Genomic DNA, 21,135 nt, shown 5'->3' on the forward strand with positions numbered 1-21,135 from the left:
TCAAAAATAGTCTTATAGTTTTTCATCCGCTTCTTCAAAAAAATGTTTCATATTTTATAGTAAAAACATCGTAAAGAGAGGTTTAACAGATGAATAGAAATCGCAAGCTCGGTTTTTGTTATCCTGGTTATCGATACTGTGGACCTGGTTGCTCAGGACCAGGTGAGCCTACGAATGCTGTGGATAGTTGCTGTAAATTGCATGATGAATGCTATGCACGCCATGGTAGCACAAAGTTCTGTGATGAATTGTTTCAACAATGCCTCCGCCCCCATATGGATGCAAATCATAAAATGGCTAGAGATGCCCGTTTGTTTTATCGCGTTTTCGAATTACGTCATCGATTTTTTTAACAATGACGCTCACGATGTTTTTGCAAACAGCGTGGGCTACTTTTTTGTATAAATAGCATATTTTTGCGGAGTCGTAAAACCAAGCTTTGTGCCTAGATACATAGATGCGGTATTTGACACATCACAATCCCAGCAAGGCTTTAGCTGGTTGGCAAGACAATGATCGATAAAAATGTGGGCAACCCTGCCAGCTAATCCTTGCCCCCTAAAATTCGAATCTGTCATAATATCAATTTCTGCAAAATCATTTGATTTAAAAATAGAGACAGCTTCACTAACGATTTGCTCTTGCAGCACTAAGCAATAGCCAAAACCATTTTCAAGGAAATTAGCTGTTGAATCCCAATATTCATCGTAGTAAGCATAGGTAAACGCCTGTGCATTTTTTATATGATGATGAGTAATAGGCATAACCTCAAAATTGGGTACTTCCCGCTCCTCTCTAGAATCATACAAACTTTCATCGAAAGTAAAGGTATAGCGCTCTAATTTTCGAAGTTGGTCATTTAGCAGTTGTTCAATTTTAATATTCCACTGTTCTGAATAAGAAAATAAGGTAAAACGTTTCTTTTGCTCTATAGACTGTTGAAAACAACAGACAAGCTGATCGTCAAGTACCGTATGAATTGAATCGCCAGCTACAAAATAGATTCCTGATTTTGTTTGAAATAATAATGTTTGTAAATTCTCTGTGTCTGTATAGACCGTACCTTCTATTAATTGATCTAGTATACTATACACAAATGTCGGGGCTCTTTTAATGGTTTGTTTAATGATTGGGTAATGAGCCTCTATAATTTTCATCATGCTACCTCCTCCTGTTATTTCTATTCTCTTATAATAATAGATAAATTTAGTTAAAGGGACTGAATGATGCGCAGATAGCCATATTTTGCATCCAATATCACGAAAATCTTGGAGGCTGGAAAAAATTAAATTTTACTTTGCTGGCTAACTATACGCTTTAGCGAAATCAAATTTAAAAGCTAAGAATGATAGAATTCTATCATTCTTAGCTTCTTCATTTAGTGATACATGCCATGATTAATTTTCCCTGTTAACTTCTCTATTTGTACTTCAAACAACTCGATTTTAGGCAGAATTGGATAGCCTTCTTTTTCAAATGTCCATGCAGGATTGCCATACTTCTCAAGCAGTGCATCAAAAAACCATTCTTTCTTCGACTCCTCCTCAATGCGTACGACCTGTCCAAACAACACCACGCTTTGATACACAAGTGCAGATTGACAGGCATATTTTTTCCCTGGATGTAAATCACCCATCTCACTCACTTCGATACAGATTTTAGGATTTTGTTTAATATTTGACCAAAAATGGCTTTCTCGAATATTACCAATATGCAAATATAGTTTATCTTCTCCCTCATATACATAGACAAACGGAATAACGTATGGAAAACCTTCCTCACCAACCGTTGCAACATGTGCTACTTGCCCTACTTTTAAGAAATGCTGTGCTTCCTCTTGTGAAATTTCTACACGCTTGTTTTGAATCGTACCTCTCATCATACTTTAACCCCCTCATGAAAATATATCACGATTAACTCAATCGTTTATTTTAAACATACATATATTTTACATCTTTAACACACCTAAAAAAAGGATAAATTTTCTTTTGAATAATAAAAGCCAAGAATGCTTAATCCATGCATTCTTGGCTTTGTTGTTATTTAATTGGAATCCAAATTTCAGAATAGGAGTCAGGACTATAGGCATCCTCTTCAGGATAAACCTCAAGTTCCGCTGTTCCTGCTGGTTCGTATGGATTGGACGGGAACCACTCTGAATAAATTTGCTTCCACGTATTTTGCATCGCATCTGGCATAGGGCCATGTACTTCAAAGACAACCCATTTGGAGGCAGGTACTTCCATTGTTAATAGATCTTCTCCTACTTCCCCTACATGATCTGTAGCAATCCAGTAATCAATGAAACCCTTTTGTCCTTGGTTTGTATTTGGTACACAAACACCTAGTACTCCATTGATATTGCCATTATTTAATTGGTATAGTTGATGGTCGAAGCCACTTTGATTTACCTCTTGCCAAAATAGAGGAATTTCTCGTGTGTTCTCCCCGTCTTGACAGTTGTACGTTCTTTTCACTCCAACAATTTGAAACTTTTCTTTTTCTACGATTTTATACTTCATTGGTTCTGCTCCCTTCAAGCTTACCTGGATGACCAGGCAATTGTATGATTGTAATGGCCCTTGTTTCTTTCTTGCTTCACTAGGCGTTATATGGTGCTGCTTACGAAACGCTTTTGTAAAAGCTTCAGGAGTTTCATAGCCATATTTGTAGGCGAGATCGATTATTTTTTGTTCCGTGCCTATTAATTCTTGTGCAGCTAATGTCAATCTTCTTCGTCGCAAATAATCTGCAATGGACATATCCGTCAAAATTGCAAACGTGCGTTGAAAATGAAAGACAGATGAATTAACCTCCTGTGCAATCTGTTCAATCGTAATGTCCTCTAATAAATGATCCTCCATAAAATTAATGGCCTTTTGAATCGACTCAATCCAACTCATTGCTTTCACTCCTTGATTCCATCATAAAATAGATATTGCTGTATAACCTGTCTTTTTATGCTAACTTTGGACAGGTTAAAAGGGAAGTATTTTCCCGACGATTCTCCCTACTTATTTTCACCCTCCACCCTACACATATTTACAACTACGTTCTTTAATAGGTAAATTAAGTATAAATAGAAATGAAATGGAGGTTTTTCTCTTGGGAAAATGGCAAGGTGCTGCTGCTATTTGTTTGAACGATAACAATCAATTATTAATGGTTTTACAAGGAACGGTGGAAGAAGAAAAAACGTGGGCTGTTCCATCAGGTGGTAAAGAAGCAGCGGAAGATTTTAAGGCTTGCTGTATTCGAGAGGTTTATGAAGAAACGGGCTATATAGTAGCTATTCTAAAAGAAATTTATTGTAAGCAGAACGAAGCTGTGGAAGTTCATTACTTTGAAACAGTTATGATTGACGGACAAATGATGATTCATGATCCTGACGAATTAATTTATGACATTGCTTGGCAATCAAAAAATGAAGTGGCCCAATTGTCATTAACTTTTCCAGAAGATCGTGCCTTTCTTTTATCTTTATTTCAATAAAAAAGTCACGTCTTAATGACATGACTCATCTCAAGTACATATTGCTAATCGTTTTGTTGATAAATAATTAAAGCAGAATGGATGACTGTCTGTTCGCCAATATAGAGCGTATTGTATTTGATATCAAGTATTAAAAAGCTTCTTAAATCTACTAAAGCCCGGTTAATGTCATGTTCAAATTGCACAATATCATTGTTTTGAATGGTCACAACCTGGGTCGTTTGTGTCATTGCCCACACTCCTTTTCTCTAATAATAGATGAAAAGAAAGGAAATGTAAAAGTGTTGGAGCCAAAACAGCTCCAACGCTTTTTAGTACATCGTTAAATACTCCTCACGTTCCCAGTTGTGGACGCGTGTGCGATATTTATTCCACTCAATTTCTTTGGCGACTGTAAATTTATCATAAATATGATCGCCTAGTGCATTACGAACAATGGTATCCATCTCTAATTCAATCAACGCATATTCTAATGAGGAAGGTAAGCTATCAATTCCGTTCAACTCTCGCTCTCCTGCTGTCATTTTATAAATATTACGATCTACTGCTGCAGGTGGCGTTAAATCTTTCCGTATACCATCAAGTCCAGATGCTAAAATAACAGCCATTGCTAAGTATGGATTTGCAGCTGGATCAACTGAACGCAATTCAATTCGAGTAGATAGTCCACGAGCTGCTGGAATACGAATTAGTGGTGAACGGTTTTGAGCAGACCACGCGACATAACAAGGAGCCTCATAGCCAGGCACTAGCCGTTTATAGGAATTAACAAGTGGATTCGTAATAGCGGTAAAGCCGTGTACATGCTTTATAATCCCTGCCATAAAACTACGTGCCGTTGCACTTAATTGTAAGTCTGCATGTTCATCATAGAAGGCATTTTTATCACCTTCGAATAATGATAGATTAAAATGCATTCCTGAGCCGTTTACACCGAATAATGGCTTCGGCATAAATGTTGCATGGAGACCATGCTGTGCAGCAATGGTTTTTACGACTAACTTAAACGTTTGTATGTTATCACATGCCTCAATGGCACTAGCATACTTAAAATCAATTTCATGCTGACCAGGTGCGACTTCATGATGGGAGGCTTCAATTTCAAAGCCCATTCCCTCTAACTCTAAAACGATATCACGACGACAATTCTCTCCCAAATCTGTCGGTGCTAAATCGAAGTAGCCTCCACTATCATTTAACTCTAGTGTTGGATGCCCCTTATCATCCAGTTTGAATAAGAAGAACTCTGGCTCTGGCCCTAAATTAAAGGAAGTAAAGCCTAACTCCTCCATTTCCTTTAAAACGCGTTTCAAATTGGAGCGCGGATCTCCTTCAAACGGCGTTCCATCTGGTCTGGCAATATCACAAATAAAACGAGCCACCTTGCCTTTCTCAGCAGTCCAAGGGAAAATCACGAATGTATCAAAGTCAGGCTTTAAATACATATCAGATTCCTCTATACGCACAAAACCTTCAATGGATGAACCATCAAACATGACTTTATTATCTAATGCTTTTTCTAACTGACTGACAGGGACTTCCACATTTTTGATTGTTCCTAATATATCTGTAAATTGTAGGCGAATAAATTTCACATTTTCTTCCTTTACTCGGCGTATAATATCTTCTTTTGTGTAATGTTTCATTCTTCACCACTCCAATGTAAATTTAGTTAACATACGTTTTTATAACTGTTCTTAAAATACATGAAAATTGAAATTCACGCAATAGATATGTTAGGTTTTATAACATAGTTTTTTTAGAATATATTTATCTTGATTTTCGATGCATAAAAAAAGTGTATCCATTTCCACAATGGATACACTTTTTTTATTTTAATATTGTAATAGCATATTAATGAACACAACTAGAATAACGATCGGTACAACGACTAACATTAACATACGATATGTTGCATAATAGCCCTGTCCTAAGTGACTACCCATTAACAGTTCTTTCCTTACAAATTCCTTATCCACTATGTGGGCAATAAAAATCGCAATGAATAAATTTCCTAATGGCAGCATTATATTCGACACTAAAAAATCAGTGGCATCAAAAATACTTTTCTCAAAAATGGTTACATCCGATAAAACACTAGAAGAAAGTGCCGCTGGAATAGCCGCAATCAATACGACTACACCAAGTAAAAGCGTCCACATCGGACGAGATTTCTGACTATGTTCCATAAATGCCGCTACGATAATCTCATATAAACTAAATGATGACGTTAATGTAGCAAATAAAAATAGCAATAAAAACATCGCTAAAAATAATTCTCCAAACGGCATTTGACTAAAAGCTGTCGGCAGCACCATGAACAACAAGCCCGGTCCCGCGGCTGGCTCTAAATCAAAGGCAAACACAACAGGGAAGATTGCTAAACCCGCTAAAAATGATACAAGCACGGTTAAGAGCACAACAGAACCTGCTGAATTCGGAAGGCTGACATCTTTTTTTAGATAGGAACTATATGTAACAAGACAAGAAAATCCTACAGCTAATCCAAAGAATGATTGTCCTAACGCTTCTAATAATGCCCTACCAGTAATATTTGAGAAATCAGGCCATAAGAAGAATTTCACTCCCTCCATTGCGCCATCTAATGTAACAGCACGCACAACCAGAACAATGAACATCACAAAGAGTAACGGCATCATCCATTTATTCGCCTTTTCAATACCATTTTGTACACCTAATGAAATAACGAGTACGTTAGCTAATGTAAACAAAGCTAAACCTACTAGCGTAATCCATGGTGTACCTATAATTTTTCCAAATAGTGCAGCTGGATCAATCGCAGGATCTATCACAGCGCCAGCAACACCTAGCCCGCTGTAAATAAAGATCCAACCTCCAACAACACTATAAAATGTTAATAATAAAAAACAACCTAGCACACCCATTCGGCCAATCCAAGCCCATCCCGTTTTTGTCGGAGCAACCTTTTTATACGCGGTTACCGCCTCCGATTGTGTACCACGCCCTAAAACATACTCGGACAATAGCATTGGCAACCCTATTAATAACGTAAATAACACAAAGATTAGGAAGAATGCACCTCCACCACTTTGCCCCGTTACATACGGTAGCTTCCAAATTGCTCCTAGTCCAATCGCAGCACCCGCTGATGCTAAAATAAATCCTAATTTACTAGACCACTGTCCCTTTTTTTCACTCATCTCTTCAAACTCCTCAAACTTTCTAAACTCCCCTCTATTCTACATGAAAATGTGTTCTTCGACTAGATTATAATAATAAAGCACTAGAGCACGAACATTTTCTACTACTTTTTTCTAATTTTATTCGTCCCATCACTTCTTCCCACAAAAAAAACCTCGAGCTAACTACTCGAGGTTTATGGTCCATTATTTTGCTATATACATAGAGCGCTGGCGGTCGATCCATTTGCGCATTGTAGTAAATAAAAACGCCATAATAGCTGTTAATAAAATACCTTTTACAATATTAAATGGTAAAATTCCAGCGACGATCATTTTATAAAGGGAGTCACCTACAACAGGTTCCATACCAAGGAAATATGTGTACATCGGTAAAAATACAACATAGTTCAAAACGCTCATTCCTACTGCCATCACGACTGTTCCTGTCGCTAAACCTCCAACAAGACCAGCAGTCGTTTTAAAACGATTAAAAATAAAGCTAACTGGCAAAATAAATAAAATGCCTGTTGTAAAGTTGGCAATATGCCCTACTGGCACACCTGTTGGCGTACCCGAGAAAATCCAATCCAACACATTTTTAAATAATTCTACTAAAATACCAGCTACAGGTCCCATTGTGATGGCCGCTATTAATGCAGGCATATCACTAAAGTCCACTTCCAAAAATGCTGGGAACGGCGGTATTGGGAAATTAAAAAGCATTAATAAAAACGAAATACTGCTCAGCATACCAATCGTAATAAACGATTGAAGTTTAACATTTTTCTTCATAGAAAACTCTCTCCTCTTTGCTGATTCAATCTCGCAAGAAGAAAGGTGACGATCTTTCAATTGTTAGCATGAAAAAACCCTTATGCATTAAAAAGCACAAGGGAGAAAGGCATGACGAATAAGCGTCAATCTAAACTATTTTTTGAGCACTATTTTAAAAGCCATACAAAAAAAGCGCTCGGTCATAGTTCATTTCATAACAATGAATGACGATCGTACCTCCATCTTCTCCCATCCAGACTGTAACTGTCGGCCTTGGAATTTCACCAAGTCAGCCATGCAAATAAATTTGCACAGGTCGCGGGCTAAAGAGTTTTGCCTAAACCATTCGAGTTAATGAATAAACATTAACGGTTTAGCACTCTATTACCGCCGGTCGGGATTTTCACCCTGCCCCGAAGATGAATCACTATTATTTTATACTACAGTTTTACTATAAAGAATTATCAACAAAAAGTAAATAGTTCTGCTCAAAAAACCTATTAGACTTGTATGCATTGTAAAAAAAATGGAGCATCCTCACCGAACAGGAATGCTCCATTTCTTATTGTTATTTTCTTTGACTAAGGCATATATTGCTTATTTGGCCCTACAGGCTTTGGTAAAAACATTTTTAAATCAAAGCCCTCCCAGCTTTCTTGGACAACATTATTTAGGCGTAATTGTTGGTCAAAGCTAGCAGCCGTTAACATCATGGCCTCAATCAGTTGTGTGGCACGAATCGGTTCCATTGATGTTAAATCAAGCGGAAGATCAAATGTAACGACTACACCCTCTGCTTCCTCTGTGACCGTATATGATACGTTTTCAGGAACAACCGACACATAGACATCATCATTTTTATTTTTCATCAGTGTGAGCGCCTCTGTGACATTTGCAAATGTTTGACGGAAATCTGGTGATAAATATTCTGCACCTGTACCATCTTGATATATATAATAATTATAATGCTTGGCGTTCGTTAATGACATAGGTGGACTTGGCTCACCTTCTTGAGAAAACTCATAAGGTGTTCCATCTTCATTTTGAATCTCAACTTCTGTATATTCAGAATCAGAGAATGTATCCTCCAAAGTTCCTTTGTACTCATTGACAGTAGCAGAAGCAACATCATAGCTATTGTCCTTTGGCAACACATGGACAAGCTTATCATCCTTCTCCTTCAGCTCACCTTTGTAAGGATGGTAATCAGTAAATCCTTTAGCTTTCTCATCTATTTGAGGCGCGTATTTTTCATACATCTGTAAAGTAGAAGGTTTTTCTGTTCCAAAATCCGTTGCTACTCGCTCATTTGGTATCACATACGTCATTGGTACACTTTCCGCATCTCGCCCTGCTAAGCCAATACGGAAAACGACAGCATCTTTCACATCTTCCTCATAGACAGATGACCGTAAAGATAACATGCGCTCATGCTCTGCTACGATAGGAGATTGGAGTGCTTCGTCTTGCGTAGCAGCCTCCTTTGGAGAAAGATCTTCCTGTAAAGTAGAATAGGTAGCCGTATCGGCAGTACTAGCTTGATCTTTATGTCCAACATCATTATTCATGACCATTGAGCCTACAAGTATCGTTAACGCAAAAACTGCTGCAATGCTCATAAAAATTGGCATTTTACGAAGCTTAGATCGTGTTGTTTGTTCTTCTTGGATGGAGGAATTGCTTTGCTTTTGTTCATCCTCTTTTGGTTGTTGTATCGCTTCTTGAAGGTAACTGTTATCCTGCAAGCGAGCATCTGCCATTAACCGATTTAATATGTCCTCTTTTGAACGGTGGTCAGAAAGCTTAGGGGCATTGTTCAATACATGTTCAAGCTGCTCATCATCAAATGGCTTATGCGTCATTGCCGTTTCGCCTCCTGTTCTCTAATCGGCTGTAGCTGTTGCCTTAAAAATTTTATGGCTCGATGCTGGGTCGTTTTTACCTTAGCTTCTGTCCAATCTAATATTTGAGCAGTTTCTGCAATCGATAAATCCTGAAAATAGCGCATAATAATGACCATTTTTTGGTCGCCTGTACAGTTTTCCAGTGCTGACGCTACTTGCATAAATTCATCACTGGCCTGTAGCATATCTTCCGGTGATGGTGTGGTTGAATGGAGCTGTTCCGTTTCCCAGTCAAAGAAATCAAGTGAATGCTTCTGGCGTACAGCCTGCTTTCTAAAATGATCAATCGCTACATTTTTGGCAATAGCAAAAAGCCATGTTTTCTCACTACTATTACCTGCAAATTGATCATATGAGCGCAATACTCGTACATAAACTTCATGTGCTAAATCTTCAGCCAATGTACGGTTTTTTACTAAATATATTAAAAACTGGAACACGTCTTGGTGATATGCATCGTATAGTCGATGGAACACGGAGTCATTCAAAGCACTCCACCCCCGTTCTATAATATTTGTCGTCTTACATTCGTGAAAGTTACAGCCAATTAATAGCAATACATGTTATTAATCGAACGGTAAATAAAACGTGAAGGTCGTACCTTCTTTCAGCACACTGTCTACCATAATATTACCTGAGTGTGCCTTCACAATATTTCTTGCAATGGCTAAGCCGAGACCCGTACCACCTTTTGAACGGGTGCGTGCCTTATCTGCTTTATAAAAACGTTCAAAGACATAAGGTAAGTCGTCATGAGGAATGCCGTGCCCTGTATCTTGAACAGATATTTTAGCGAATGTTGGTTCCTGCTCAACTTTTACAGTGACTGCTCCTTCATCCGTATGTCTAAGTGCATTATCTACTAGATTTGTGAGCACTTGTTCAATACGATCCTCATCGATATTAATCATGGCATCGTCATTAAATTCACTTTCAAACAATAGACGAACGTGTTTTTCCTTTGCAACCTGTGCAAATTTTTGAGTAATACGTTCGAATGTAGAATTAATCGGTAATTCATCTTTATACAGCGTCATATGTCCCGATTCCATGCGTGCTAAATCTAATAAATCTGTTACAAGACGCCCCATCCGCTTCGATTCATCATAAATGATTTTAGTAATCTCATTACGTTCTTCCTGATCCTGAATAAAATCATCATCCATTAATGCTTCAGAATATCCTTGCAGCATGGCAATTGGTGTCCGTAGCTCATGAGAGACATTGGCGATAAAATCGGATCGTAGTTTTTCTAAGCGATGTTGCTCAGTCATATCACGAATAACAGCCACAGCGCCACGTATCATGTCACCACTATAAAGAGGGCTAATAGTAAATGTATAGTAGTTACCATCCATTTCAATTTCCTCTTCTAGTTTATCCTCAAACATTAGCACATGATCAAGCATATGATACAGCTCTGGAGGAATAGGTTTAGCACTTTGTGAGCCTTTATTGACGAACCATTTTTGCATAAGTCGTTCAGCTGGTGGATTACTTAATAATATTGTAAGGTCACGATTAAATGTAATAACTGCATCTGTCATAGATGTCAAAATATTTGAAAGTTGTTCATTTTCTTGATTGATGACCTCTAAGTTATGCTTTAATTGACGGCCCATTTGATTGAAGGCAACAGCAAGTTGACCAATTTCATCATTTTGAGTTGTTGGCATTTTCGCTTCAAAATTACCCTTCGCAATTTCAAAAGCCAACTCTCGCATTTTTCTAAGTGGTGACGTAATACGTGAGGAAAGGAAAAACGCGAAGAATGTCGTCAACACGAATGCAATGAAAGCCGCCAAAAAAACAATTTTCGTTGTTTCCTTAGAGGTTTTATGTAGTGCATCTGGGCTTTGATAGATGAAGACAGCTCCGTGTACTGCATTTTCAACATTTAATGGGAAACCTAGCACGACATAAGATTCCATTTTTTCTTGATCTGTCGAAGAAGGCATCATCATTTCTTTCGTAATAGGTTCATCTGATTGAAATACTTCTCGAAACGATTTATTGGCTAAAATGGTCTCTTGTATTTCTTTTTTGTTGACACCCTCCTGCATGGCAAAGGATACTTCAACATGATTGATTGCAATTAATGCATTGGTTCCTGTAGGTAAGATATCTTTTAATAATTCCGAAGTAGATTCCGCTGTTTCATTGTCATCCACTATACTTGCTACTGTTGCAGCTGTTTGCCGTAAAGATATTTCGGCTTGCTGCATATGATAGTTTTGAAGAAATTCAAGCATCAATACCGTGAAAACAAATAATACAAATGAAACGAGAAGCAATATGGTTACCCATAGCTTCCCGACAACACTATTCCATATTCTATTCATTGACAACCTCAAATTTGTATCCAACGCCCCAAACCGTCACAATCATTTTAGCAGCGTTTTCAGAAACTCGGTTGAGCTTTTCACGTAAACGTTTTACGTGTGTGTCAACTGTACGTAAATCACCAAAGAAGTCATAATGCCAAACCTCTTTTAGTAATTGTTCACGGTCAAATACTTTGTCTGGCGATTTTGCTAAGAAGTATAGTAATTCATACTCTTTCGGTGTTAAATTAACCTCAATGCCCTCTGCCGTTACACGGTGTGCATCATGATCGATCATTAAATGCTGGAACACTACTAAATCTTTTGAAGAAGAGGCATTTGTCGTTGGTGAGAAAGCCTGTGAACGACGTAAAATAGCTTTCACACGTAACACAACCTCACGAGGACTAAATGGCTTTACAATATAGTCATCTGCGCCAAGCTCAAAGCCTTGTACACGATTCGCTTCCTCGCCCTTTGCAGTTAATAAAATAATCGGCGTTGCTGCGCGTTCTCGAATTTCCGCACACACTTCTAGCCCGTCTTTTTCAGGCATCATAATATCAAGTAAAATACAGTGATACTCTTTTTCTAAAGATTTTTCGATCGCTTGTTCACCATTTTCTGCCTCGTCAACAAGGTATCCTTCTCGCTCTAGGTACATTTTTAATAATCGGCGAATACGATCCTCATCGTCTACTACTAATACTGAAATATTTTCTGACACTTTCACGATCCCTCTCTTCCAATCTTTCTCTAACTTCTATTGTACATGGTGTGACACATATTGAAAAGAAAAGAAAGCCTCTTCGCCACAGCGAAAAGGCTTGTTATTTTACAAGTTATGCGTAAGAGTGTAAACCTGCAAGAATTAAGTTAACAGCAATTAGGTTAAATAAAATAATTCCGAAACCAATTAATGCCAACCAAGCAGATTTTCGACCTTCCCAGCCTTTTGATAGACGTAAATGTAGGAATGCTGCGTAGAATAACCATGTAATAAGAGCCCATACTTCTTTTGGATCCCAACCCCAGAAACGACTCCAAGCAATTTGTGCCCAAATCATCGCAAAAATTAAAGCACCTAGGGTAAATACAGGGAATCCTATCAGCACCGAACGATAACCAACTTCATCTAATAATTGCAAATTAACGCGTTTAACAAGTGGTTGGAAAATGGCACTAATTCGACGACGAGCAATTAAACGAATTAATAAATACAAGATTGACCCTACCAATAATGACCAAAAAACAGTTGTTAATTTTTTGGCATTAATTAATGCAGGCATTTCTACTAGCGGTGACATGCCATGTTCTTCAACTGCTTCATACTCATTCATACCGAAAATTGGCGGTAAATTGTAAATAATTTTACGAGTAGTTCCTTCTTTATCCACATAATTATAGCTAGACTCATAATCCATAGCACCGAATGTAGATGTCACTGCGACAAAACCAACCACTACTACAAGACAGTACATCACGGCTTCTAACCAAAAACGTTGTTTAGAAGGCTTTGTTAAATCGACTACTTTTAATAAATAAATGAGCCCTGCTACAGCACTAATGGCTAAAATAGATTGTCCTAATGCTGCTGTGATAACGTGAATCGTTAGCCAATGACTTTGTAACGATGGTACTAACGGACTTACTTCTTTCGGGAACATTGCTGCATAGGAGATGATTAATAATGCAACAGGCAATGCAACTAGCCCAAGTGCAGTCAAACGATAAATAAAATAAATTAAAATAAACGCGCCAACAATGAACATACCAAAGGCAGTCGTAAATTCAAACATATTACTTACTGGTGCATGTCCTGTATAGATCCAACGCGTAATAAAATAGCCTAGCTGTGATAAGAAACCAATAATGGTTACCACAATGGCAAGCTTGCCCCATTTGCCAGTATTTTTACCAGTAGCATTTGCTTGCTTAATTGAACCACCAAATAATAATGTCGCAACTAGATAAGCAATAAAAGCTACAAATAATAGGTTTCCACTTATGTCAATCAAACTCATAAGGTGTTGTCACCTTCCTTTTCTTTAATGCCACCATTCGTGGACTCTTCGCCAGCCTCATCTTTCTCTAACTGATCTTGATACGGAGGCAATGCAGCAAATGTTGTAACAGCATCTAAATCCTTTTTCATGCTGAACATATTTTTGTTAACATGGGCAGCCATTAACACACGGCCATCTGGTTCCACTTGAATCCATAAACGTCTGTGATTCCAGTAAGAACCAATAACAACACCAATCATAAAGATGACGCCCCCAACAAATAAGATAGGAATTGTACGATCTTTACGTACTGTAATACCTGACATATCACGCATTTCTGCTGCTGCAAATTTCATTCTGTATTTATTTTCACCAAGTGGCTCTAAAGGAGGTTGCATAATTTCAACAAAGCTCACTTCGCCTTCAGGTGTTTCTGGTGTTGTCATTTTAAATAAGAATGCTGGGTTATTTGGAATGGATGTTTTTGTTTGTGGCTCACCATTTTCAAATCCATCAAAATCTGGTGTATAAACAAGAATTTGAACGGAAGAACCATTACCTAAATCATATTCCTTTTTTGGGTTTGTTAAATCAATTTCCACCTTACCAAGTGATTGTTCAGTCGTTTTATTGATTAATTCGAAATTCATTTGCTTTAATTCATTTAAACGATAATCCATTTGGTAAAGCGCAAAGCCATCTTCCTTTAAAGGATGGTTTACACGAATGGAATAGTCTTTTACTTTTTCTAGATTATCTGTGTCACCTGGCAAAGCATCTTTAGGCTGCTTATATAGTGTAATATCTGTTTGGAAATTTTTCGCAACAACATTTACACCCTGCTTTACTTGCTCACCCTGTGGTTCATTATCATGTGTCTCTAAAACAAAATCATTGTTTTCAATGAAATAACCGTCCATGCCAGTAATCGCACGTGTCTCGCCCTCACGTACCCAGATTGATTCATCAACATAGAAACCTGGCACCAGACGTAGCATGACCCCACCTAAAAAGATAATGAGACCGACATGGTTTATGTACGGACCGTAACGAGAAAAGCGTCCTTTTTCAGCTAAGAGAGCGCTACCATCTCGACGAACAGAATATCTCATCTCAGACATTTTTTGTGCCACTTTATCAAGCGTTTCCTCTGCGCCTGCTGTCACTTGTCCTTCTGCAACAATGCGCTGACGCTTCATAAAGCTTTCATGTCTTTTCACACGTTGATTCTTCAATGATTTATAAAGTGGTATTCCCCGGTCAAGACTTGCCACAATAATGGATACAGCAAGCATACCAACTAAAATTTGGAACCACCACGAGCTATATAAATCTGAAAGGCCTAACGTATAATAAATTTTACCGAATGTACCATAAACGTCTGCGTAATAAGCTCCCTTCTCCAAATCAGAAGCTTTCACGTAAAACTCTTGTGGTAGTAATGTTCCGATTGAAGCAGCAATTAATGTGATAATAATTAAGGATATACCGACTTTAACACTTGAGAAGAAATTCCATATTTTATCAATAAATGACTTGTTATATGTTTTAGAGCGAATGGCCATACCATCGTAGCGCATATCAACTACTTTATTTTGCTGTTCTTCTTCGGTTAAAGGACGACCACATTTCTCACAAAGCTTCGTGCCGTATGGGTTACTATGACCGCAAGCACAAATGATTTTTTCCATCGTCATATACTCCTTATTCCGGCTTCACTAATTCCATGTACGAAGCGATATTTTCCTCCGTCATTTCACCTGTAATAATCTTAGTCACTTTGCCTTCAGGATCAATTAATACTGTAGCAGGTAATTGACCTACATTATAAGCAGTCATAACACTTTTCGTTTTGTCGATCACTACTGGGAAGGATAAACCATACCGATCGACAAAATTCTGCACTTCAAAATCAGTTTGAGCGATATTGACCGCTAAAGTTTGTACACCTTGATCTTTAAATTCTTGATACTGATTGTCCATCGCAGGCATTTCCTTCTCACAAGGCTTACACCAAGTTCCCCAGAAGTTTAAAAATACCCCTTGTCCTTTATAATCCGACAATTTATGTTTTTCACCGTTTAAATCTACTAACGTGAAGTCAGGTGCTTCAGAGCCTACTGCCACTAACTCTACTTTTTCCTTTGTCGCTGTTCCATATACTGTGTACCCGATTGCCAACGCTAGCAGTGCTAAGATGACCGTTCGCAGTACGAGACGCTTTTTCTTTTTCTCCAAGTTAATAAACCCCCTATCAATTACGGCTTAGCGTAAAGTTTGTAAACGCGAAGCTTTTACCTAATGCAGACCCAATGAACTTTTTCATTTTATATACGTCTTTAATTATGTAAAAACTTCTTTCAAATTGACGTCAACAATACCAGATTGTATGTGTAACAGTTCTTTTGAACAAACTGTTACTAGGTGTACTATTCTCACCTATTATAGCAAAATGATACAAAAACACTTAGCTATTAATTATGAATGATTTATGAACGAATTCACCATAAAGAAAGTGTAAACACCCAAATAATACCTATTGTGGTATCTACTTTCTTTTGGCAAATGTTCTTTAATCAAGCTTTCCAGTCTCCGCTAAAACACGTAATTGCTTGACTTCATGCTTTGATAATTCACGGTATTCTCCTGGTGTAAGGCCGAATAAATCTAAGAATGCAAAGCGTTCACGTTTTAATTTGACAACAGGTGTCCCAATGGCTTCAAACATACGACGAACTTGGCGATTGCGTCCTTCATGAATCGTAATTTCACAAATTGCTTTGCCTGCTTTTTCGTCAAAGGATGTCATACTAACCTTAGCTGGAGCTGTTTTCCCATCCTCTAATTTAATCCCTCTTTGAAGTTTTTTAAGCCCTTCAATTGTTGGAATACCTTTGACACGCGCGATATAGGTTTTATCAATTTTAAACTTCGGATGTGTCAACATATAGGAGAATTCCCCATCATTTGTCAATAACAATAATCCAGATGTATCATAATCAAGACGACCAACTGGGAAAATACGTTGCGGAATATGGTGAAATAAATCTGTGACAGTTTTGCGTCCTTTATCATCCGTCACAGCCGAAATTGTTCCACGTGGTTTGTAAAGTAAATAATATACCTTATCTTCCTTTTCCAATTTCACACCTTCTACTTCAATTGTATCAGAATTAGAAACCTTCGTTCCTAACTCACGAACAACTACACCATTAACTTTTACTTTGCCTTCTACTATCAATTGCTCTGCCTTGCGCCTTGAAGCAACTCCTGCATAGGCAATGACCTTTTGTAATCTTTCCATTTTTTCACCTCTAGTTTTCTTTCACATTGACACTTTCGTCATCATTCGGTTTCGCTCTAATGAATAGGGTTATCTTTCCCGCTAATCTGTGAAAATTATGTCATACTTTTAAGCATTATTAAAGAAAAACAAATTTCACATTTTTTAATTGAGTATTCCAAATTATTTCTCATTCACAAATTTCTTATCATTTGCACCTACATTTTACGTTCCTCATAACCAGTATACTCATTTGGCAAAAAAGCGAATCGACTTAAAAATCTTTATTTTAACAGACAAGAAAGCTATCATTCAGCAGCTTTTAATCGTCCTTATTGTCAATTGTTAGTCCATATTGAAATGAAAACGTTTTGAGCTTCTACTTGTTAGTGTTTGCTCAATTGTTAAAACATCTTGTAGCACAAAAAAATTTTAGCATGTATTGTTACGTCAGCTTTTTCTATATTGATTTACTCACCTTTCTTCCAAGCAGTTAGTTGTCTAGTAATGCAGATTATAGGAGCACGAAAGAACGGCTCAAAATAAAAGCATATTGCACTGAATCACTTGGCTGTTTATGCTATAGTCATCCGTCATTTAGCAGAGATTCCATACTAAAAAAATCAGCAAATCGTTTTTAACGATCTGCTGATTCAACTTTTACTGGAGTTGCATAAATACGCTCTTCACCAATAAAGATCGACAAGACAGCTTCTTGACGTTTTCTTGATACATGTAAAACTTGCCGCACCTGTTCTTTTTCTTCTTTATTTAATTGTAGGCGAACGGGCTCTTCTAATCGAATAGCTAACTTTTTGTTGACGTTGTATTTGCCCTTCTTCACTACGGTTTCAAGGCTATAGTCTTGCCATACTCTATTCGATAAACCTCGATGTACATTCCAATCATCGGATTCATTTAAAGTGACAACAATGCAGATTTGCCCGTCCTTTTGAAAGGCTGTTGCTAGTGTACGTCCAGCAACCTTTGTAAAGCCGGTTTTTCCAGCGAACGCAGTGCCAGTCGCTGATTTTAAAGAACTAACAGGCTGCTCCGTTTCATCATCTATATGTGCAGCCATCCCTGAACCTTCTCTTAATAATCGGTGTTTATTTTCCCAAAGCATTCCGTTTACCGTATTCGCCCGATAAAGAATCGTTGAAGCAATTTTCTCAAATGTTTTATTTTGCAAAGCAAGTCTTAACATCTCAGCAGTATCTCTTGCTGACGATAAATGCTCATCATGATGAAGACCAGAAGGGTTCATAAAAACCGTGTTAGTCAGACCTGCAATCACAGCTCTTTCATTCATTAATTTGACAAAGCCCTCCACAGAACCCCCTACGTGTTCTGCTAAAGCGGTCGCAGCATCATTGCCTGAACGCAGCATTAAACCGTACAATAACGTTTCGACTGTTACTGTTTCGCCAGCCTGTAAATAAATAGAACTCCCCTCAGCCATAGCAGCATTCGGTGATATTACAACTTCATCTTGCAGGTCACTATTTTCGATTGCGACAAGTGCTGTCCAAATTTTTGTTAGGCTAGCAATAGGTAAGCGTTCATCGCTATTAGACCCTATTAAAACGCGGCCTGTAGCGCCATCTAAGACAGCATAGCCACTTCCCCCTCTGGCAAAGCTAGTTTGAGGAAGCATTACCATTAATATCATGAGCATGAACAGTGTTAAACGAAATAACCGAAGCAACGAGCCACTCCTTATTTAATGTGATAGGAAAATATAGATTCATATTTATGTTGAAGGCTACGCATTATACCTAATCATTATTTTGCACTGCTAAATGTCTCTTGGAACTTTGTCATAAATAAATCTGTTTCTTGTTCTGTTTCAACAAGATCCTCTTCAGGTAGAGGCGGCATTTCTTCAATAGTATTTAAGCCAAAATAATGTAAAAATTCTTTTGTCGTTCCATATAGTATGGCACGTCCAGTTCCTTCTGAACGCCCTACCTCTTTAATTAATCCTCGTGACACTAATGTTTGAATTGGTCGTTCACACTTTACACCGCGCAAATCTTCTATTGCTACACGTGTAATGGGCTGTTTGTAAGCCACTATCGCCAGCACCTCCAAGGAGGCTTGGGATAGTGATTGTGCCGTTGGATTCTCTACTAATCGTTGAATCGTATCAGCAAACTCAGATTTTGTAATGAGCTGATAAACGCCTGCAATTTCCTTCACAGTAATGCCTCTTGCTACATCTTCGTCAAAGGCTTCTCTCAATGCACTCATCGCCTGAACAATCAGCTCTTCCTGTTCTCCTAAAAGTTGCGATAGCTGTTTAATCGTTAAGCCATCATCTCCAACAACGAATAATAAGGCTTCAATTCTACTCTGTAACATCAAAGTTTTCGTCATCTTCCCATTCCTCCTTCTGCAAGGTAACCGTTAATTCTTCAAAGTTACCATCTTGTTCTACGACGACGACCTGACGTTTCATCAGTTCTAGAAGGGAAACAAACGTCAGAATAAGTGTCGGCTTATCTTCATAGGGAAAAAGCTCGAAAAATGATGCACGTCCACCTGTTAAACGTAAAGAATCAACAACAGAACGCATTTGATCTTTTACTGATCTTTCCTGCCTCGCTACTGTCGTTTTTAGTGGTTTCTTTAATTTTTTGCGACGCATCAATTTTTGAAATGCTCCAAGCATATCATAGATGTTCACATTTAAATCAAACAAAGCCATTTGTTCATCCGAGGCCAACCCTGTTAAATCAGCTGGAGGCCTTGTAAATACTTGTGATCGGTCCGTTTCAAGCTCTTGCAAATTACTGGCTGCTTCCTTATATTTTTTATATTCAATTAAGCGTTGCACCAGTTCTTCACGAGGGTCAGGGCCGTCCACTTCTAATTCTGCGTCTTCCATTTCACCTTCATGAATCGGCAATAGCATGCGGCTTTTAATTGCCAGCAATGTTGCTGCCATTACTAAATATTCACTTGCTTCATTTAATTCCAGTACTTGCATTGCATGTATATGGTCGATATATTGTTGTGTAATTTCAGCCATTGGGATATCATAGATATCAATTTCCAATCTGTGAATTAAATGCAATAATAAATCAAGAGGCCCTGAAAAGGCTTCTAATTTTACTTCATAAGACATTATTTTACCACCCTGAGATTCTATGTTCTTTTAGTATAGTGGAAAGGAGTCCAAAATGCATCCACAGCATCATACTTTATTTATAGATTACTGTGCTTATTTTAATGGCAATCAAGATTTTTTTGAATGCCATGAAGTACTGGAGGAATATTGGAAGGAAATTGCACCTGGTGATAAAATGCATCCGCTTGTTGGCTATGTGCAGCTTGCAACAGGTTTCTATCATTGGCGACGTGGTAACAATACTGGCGCTATACGAATTTTAGAAAAGGCACTTCATAATTTCCAAGAAAATGAAGGCCATATTTTTTTCCAAGAAATCGATTATCAGCAACTCCTAACACAAGTAACAACGACCCTTATTTCGTTGAAAACGGGCAATTCCTTTCAAGCTATCCAGCTCCCTCTCTCTCCCAATTTGCTGGAGTTAACGATTGCACGTATACAGCTCTTGCCTTCTAGTAGTTCAAACTATCTTCTTCATAAACATATGCTACGAGATCGCTCACATATTCTTGCAGAGCGGCAAGAAAGCAAACAAAGAAAAAGCAGACGCTGTTAATCGTCTGCTTTTTCATCTTTACAATGGATACATTTTTGAACCAAGCTCCGTGTTGCATCGGTAGCACGTACACTTTCATATTGGCCAAGTTCTGCCACTTCTTGAAGCATTTCCGTTGCTACGCCTTCACCCCTATAGGAAGGGATCACCGATACATGCTGGATGGTAGCTGTATTATGCTCATCAATGACAAGCCCAACAATGCCAACATATTCATCATTCTTTTTCCATAAATATAAAACCCAATTATCGTCATTTTCATAGGAGTGGATGGTCTCTGTAAGCTTTTTTACGTCTTTTTCATTAGGCATAAATGAAAGTAGCCCCATTGCTATTTTCTCTAAAGCTTTCTTATATCGAATTAACATATTTGTCTATTCCCTCTTTTTCTAGCTGTACATAATCTTTGACTATCCTACACGATTTGTACTTTTACCGCAAGCCAATTTCTGTCTTACGAACCAGGTCCGAGAATACCTTTAGACGCCAACACCCA

General features: G+C 38.0%; 22 protein-coding genes and 1 riboswitch. Of the genes, 3 read left to right on the forward strand and 19 right to left on the reverse strand.

Features of this window, described 5'->3' with window-relative positions:
• Nucleotides 1–89: 89 nt before the first annotated feature.
• Nucleotides 90–353: a Parvovirus coat protein VP1-like protein gene (locus MHI34_RS00865; protein ID WP_080717165.1), complete on the forward strand. Its 264-nt coding sequence runs from the start codon at nucleotides 90–92 to the stop codon at nucleotides 351–353.
• A 36-nt stretch (nucleotides 354–389) separates the two neighbouring features.
• Here MHI34_RS00865 and MHI34_RS00870 read toward each other — a convergent pair whose 3' ends face one another.
• The 3 genes from MHI34_RS00870 to MHI34_RS00880 all read right to left on the reverse strand — a co-directional run bounded on the left by MHI34_RS00870 (nucleotide 390) and on the right by MHI34_RS00880 (nucleotide 2,903).
• Nucleotides 390–1,160 carry a GNAT family N-acetyltransferase gene (locus tag MHI34_RS00870; protein ID WP_342504031.1) on the reverse strand — a complete coding sequence of 257 codons (771 nt, stop codon included), beginning with the start codon at nucleotides 1,158–1,160 and terminating at the stop codon, nucleotides 390–392.
• A 218-nt stretch (nucleotides 1,161–1,378) separates the two neighbouring features.
• Nucleotides 1,379–1,882: a pyridoxamine 5'-phosphate oxidase family protein gene (locus MHI34_RS00875; protein ID WP_271912610.1), complete on the reverse strand. Its 504-nt coding sequence runs from the start codon at nucleotides 1,880–1,882 to the stop codon at nucleotides 1,379–1,381.
• A gap of 157 nt (nucleotides 1,883–2,039) precedes the next feature.
• Nucleotides 2,040–2,903 carry an AraC family transcriptional regulator gene (locus tag MHI34_RS00880; RefSeq protein ID WP_036127825.1) on the reverse strand — a complete coding sequence of 288 codons (864 nt, stop codon included), beginning with the start codon at nucleotides 2,901–2,903 and terminating at the stop codon, nucleotides 2,040–2,042.
• A 202-nt stretch (nucleotides 2,904–3,105) separates the two neighbouring features.
• Between MHI34_RS00880 and MHI34_RS00885 the strand changes: the two genes are divergently transcribed.
• Nucleotides 3,106–3,492 carry an NUDIX hydrolase gene (locus MHI34_RS00885; protein WP_230593962.1) on the forward strand — a complete coding sequence of 129 codons (387 nt, stop codon included), beginning with the start codon at nucleotides 3,106–3,108 and terminating at the stop codon, nucleotides 3,490–3,492.
• A gap of 44 nt (nucleotides 3,493–3,536) precedes the next feature.
• Here MHI34_RS00885 and MHI34_RS00890 read toward each other — a convergent pair whose 3' ends face one another.
• The 15 genes from MHI34_RS00890 to MHI34_RS00960 all read right to left on the reverse strand — a co-directional run bounded on the left by MHI34_RS00890 (nucleotide 3,537) and on the right by MHI34_RS00960 (nucleotide 20,077).
• On the reverse strand, nucleotides 3,537–3,722 hold the full coding sequence (locus tag MHI34_RS00890; protein ID WP_036127831.1) for a sporulation protein Cse60: 186 nt from the start codon (nucleotides 3,720–3,722) through the stop codon (nucleotides 3,537–3,539).
• Nucleotides 3,723–3,803: 81 nt separating this feature from the next.
• Entirely contained in the window at nucleotides 3,804–5,138 is a 1,335-nt protein-coding gene (gene glnA / locus MHI34_RS00895; protein WP_036127833.1) for a type I glutamate--ammonia ligase, read from the reverse strand.
• A 189-nt stretch (nucleotides 5,139–5,327) separates the two neighbouring features.
• Nucleotides 5,328–6,674 carry a sodium-dependent transporter gene (locus MHI34_RS00900; RefSeq protein WP_340833830.1) on the reverse strand — a complete coding sequence of 449 codons (1,347 nt, stop codon included), beginning with the start codon at nucleotides 6,672–6,674 and terminating at the stop codon, nucleotides 5,328–5,330.
• 186 nt (nucleotides 6,675–6,860) lie between these two features.
• Nucleotides 6,861–7,448 (reverse strand): ECF transporter S component, encoded by a 588-nt coding sequence (locus tag MHI34_RS00905; RefSeq protein ID WP_058843277.1) that lies wholly within the window; start codon nucleotides 7,446–7,448, stop codon nucleotides 6,861–6,863.
• Between the two features lie 219 nt (nucleotides 7,449–7,667).
• A riboswitch (FMN riboswitch) is annotated at nucleotides 7,668–7,855 on the reverse strand.
• Nucleotides 7,856–8,011: 156 nt separating this feature from the next.
• The gene (locus MHI34_RS00910) at nucleotides 8,012–9,292 is read right to left on the reverse strand and encodes an RNA polymerase subunit sigma (protein ID WP_340810105.1); all 1,281 of its coding nucleotides are present in this window, start codon (nucleotides 9,290–9,292) and stop codon (nucleotides 8,012–8,014) included.
• The gene (gene sigX / locus MHI34_RS00915) at nucleotides 9,289–9,843 is read right to left on the reverse strand and encodes an RNA polymerase sigma factor SigX (RefSeq protein WP_080717168.1); all 555 of its coding nucleotides are present in this window, start codon (nucleotides 9,841–9,843) and stop codon (nucleotides 9,289–9,291) included. Before sigX ends, MHI34_RS00910 begins: the two co-directional genes overlap by 4 nt.
• Before the next feature lie 57 nt (nucleotides 9,844–9,900).
• Nucleotides 9,901–11,676, reverse strand: a complete 1,776-nt coding sequence (locus tag MHI34_RS00920) for an ATP-binding protein (protein ID WP_058843275.1) — start codon at nucleotides 11,674–11,676, stop codon at nucleotides 9,901–9,903.
• Complete coding sequence (locus MHI34_RS00925; RefSeq protein ID WP_004232215.1) at nucleotides 11,669–12,385, reverse strand: response regulator transcription factor; 717 nt, start codon at nucleotides 12,383–12,385, stop codon at nucleotides 11,669–11,671. The genes MHI34_RS00920 and MHI34_RS00925 overlap by 8 nt, the downstream gene beginning before the upstream one ends.
• 115 nt (nucleotides 12,386–12,500) lie before the next feature.
• Nucleotides 12,501–13,682, reverse strand: a complete 1,182-nt coding sequence (gene ccsB, locus MHI34_RS00930) for a c-type cytochrome biogenesis protein CcsB (RefSeq protein ID WP_036127900.1) — start codon at nucleotides 13,680–13,682, stop codon at nucleotides 12,501–12,503.
• On the reverse strand, nucleotides 13,679–15,355 hold the full coding sequence (locus tag MHI34_RS00935) for a cytochrome c biogenesis protein ResB (protein WP_036127902.1): 1,677 nt from the start codon (nucleotides 15,353–15,355) through the stop codon (nucleotides 13,679–13,681). The genes ccsB and MHI34_RS00935 overlap by 4 nt, the downstream gene beginning before the upstream one ends.
• Nucleotides 15,356–15,368: 13 nt before the next feature.
• Nucleotides 15,369–15,902, reverse strand: a complete 534-nt coding sequence (resA, locus tag MHI34_RS00940) for a thiol-disulfide oxidoreductase ResA (RefSeq protein WP_036127905.1) — start codon at nucleotides 15,900–15,902, stop codon at nucleotides 15,369–15,371.
• 334 nt (nucleotides 15,903–16,236) lie between these two features.
• Nucleotides 16,237–16,968 (reverse strand): pseudouridine synthase, encoded by a 732-nt coding sequence (locus MHI34_RS00945; RefSeq protein ID WP_036127908.1) that lies wholly within the window; start codon nucleotides 16,966–16,968, stop codon nucleotides 16,237–16,239.
• 616 nt (nucleotides 16,969–17,584) lie between these two features.
• The gene (locus tag MHI34_RS00950) at nucleotides 17,585–18,655 is read right to left on the reverse strand and encodes a serine hydrolase (RefSeq protein WP_058843274.1); all 1,071 of its coding nucleotides are present in this window, start codon (nucleotides 18,653–18,655) and stop codon (nucleotides 17,585–17,587) included.
• A gap of 77 nt (nucleotides 18,656–18,732) precedes the next feature.
• Nucleotides 18,733–19,326: an SMC-Scp complex subunit ScpB gene (gene scpB / locus MHI34_RS00955; RefSeq protein WP_036127911.1), complete on the reverse strand. Its 594-nt coding sequence runs from the start codon at nucleotides 19,324–19,326 to the stop codon at nucleotides 18,733–18,735.
• On the reverse strand, nucleotides 19,298–20,077 hold the full coding sequence (locus MHI34_RS00960) for a segregation/condensation protein A (RefSeq protein ID WP_058843273.1): 780 nt from the start codon (nucleotides 20,075–20,077) through the stop codon (nucleotides 19,298–19,300). Before MHI34_RS00960 ends, scpB begins: the two co-directional genes overlap by 29 nt.
• Before the next feature lie 55 nt (nucleotides 20,078–20,132).
• Between MHI34_RS00960 and MHI34_RS00965 the strand changes: the two genes are divergently transcribed.
• Entirely contained in the window at nucleotides 20,133–20,639 is a 507-nt protein-coding gene (locus MHI34_RS00965; protein WP_036127917.1) for a DUF309 domain-containing protein, read from the forward strand.
• Here the strand turns inward: MHI34_RS00965 and MHI34_RS00970 are convergent.
• A complete protein-coding gene (locus MHI34_RS00970) occupies nucleotides 20,636–21,007 on the reverse strand; it encodes a GNAT family N-acetyltransferase (protein WP_036127920.1) in 372 nt (123 codons plus the stop codon). The genes MHI34_RS00965 and MHI34_RS00970 overlap by 4 nt on opposite strands.
• Nucleotides 21,008–21,135: the final 128 nt, after the last annotated feature.

The organism is Lysinibacillus sp. FSL L8-0126 (assembly GCF_038630385.1).
Taxonomy (GTDB): domain Bacteria; phylum Bacillota; class Bacilli; order Bacillales_A; family Planococcaceae; genus Lysinibacillus; species Lysinibacillus fusiformis_D.

Bases quoted from the DNA above. Each gene is read 5' to 3' on its own strand.
- MHI34_RS00865 (WP_080717165.1), top strand. From the start codon at position 90: ATGAATAGAAATCGCAAGCTCGGTTTTTGTTATCCTGGTTATCGATAC.
- MHI34_RS00870 (WP_342504031.1), bottom strand. From the start codon at position 1,160: ATGATGAAAATTATAGAGGCTCATTACCCAATCATTAAACAAACCATT.
- MHI34_RS00875 (WP_271912610.1), bottom strand. From the start codon at position 1,882: ATGATGAGAGGTACGATTCAAAACAAGCGTGTAGAAATTTCACAAGAG.
- MHI34_RS00880 (WP_036127825.1), bottom strand. From the start codon at position 2,903: ATGAGTTGGATTGAGTCGATTCAAAAGGCCATTAATTTTATGGAGGAT.
- MHI34_RS00890 (WP_036127831.1), bottom strand. From the start codon at position 3,722: ATGACACAAACGACCCAGGTTGTGACCATTCAAAACAATGATATTGTG.
- glnA (WP_036127833.1), bottom strand. From the start codon at position 5,138: ATGAAACATTACACAAAAGAAGATATTATACGCCGAGTAAAGGAAGAA.
- MHI34_RS00900 (WP_340833830.1), bottom strand. From the start codon at position 6,674: ATGAGTGAAAAAAAGGGACAGTGGTCTAGTAAATTAGGATTTATTTTA.
- MHI34_RS00905 (WP_058843277.1), bottom strand. From the start codon at position 7,448: ATGAAGAAAAATGTTAAACTTCAATCGTTTATTACGATTGGTATGCTG.
- MHI34_RS00910 (WP_340810105.1), bottom strand. From the start codon at position 9,292: ATGACGCATAAGCCATTTGATGATGAGCAGCTTGAACATGTATTGAAC.
- MHI34_RS00920 (WP_058843275.1), bottom strand. From the start codon at position 11,676: ATGAATAGAATATGGAATAGTGTTGTCGGGAAGCTATGGGTAACCATA.
- ccsB (WP_036127900.1), bottom strand. From the start codon at position 13,682: ATGAGTTTGATTGACATAAGTGGAAACCTATTATTTGTAGCTTTTATT.
- MHI34_RS00935 (WP_036127902.1), bottom strand. From the start codon at position 15,355: ATGGAAAAAATCATTTGTGCTTGCGGTCATAGTAACCCATACGGCACG.
- MHI34_RS00945 (WP_036127908.1), bottom strand. From the start codon at position 16,968: ATGGAAAGATTACAAAAGGTCATTGCCTATGCAGGAGTTGCTTCAAGG.
- scpB (WP_036127911.1), bottom strand. From the start codon at position 19,326: ATGACGAAAACTTTGATGTTACAGAGTAGAATTGAAGCCTTATTATTC.
- MHI34_RS00960 (WP_058843273.1), bottom strand. From the start codon at position 20,077: ATGTCTTATGAAGTAAAATTAGAAGCCTTTTCAGGGCCTCTTGATTTA.
- MHI34_RS00965 (WP_036127917.1), top strand. From the start codon at position 20,133: ATGCATCCACAGCATCATACTTTATTTATAGATTACTGTGCTTATTTT.
- MHI34_RS00970 (WP_036127920.1), bottom strand. From the start codon at position 21,007: ATGTTAATTCGATATAAGAAAGCTTTAGAGAAAATAGCAATGGGGCTA.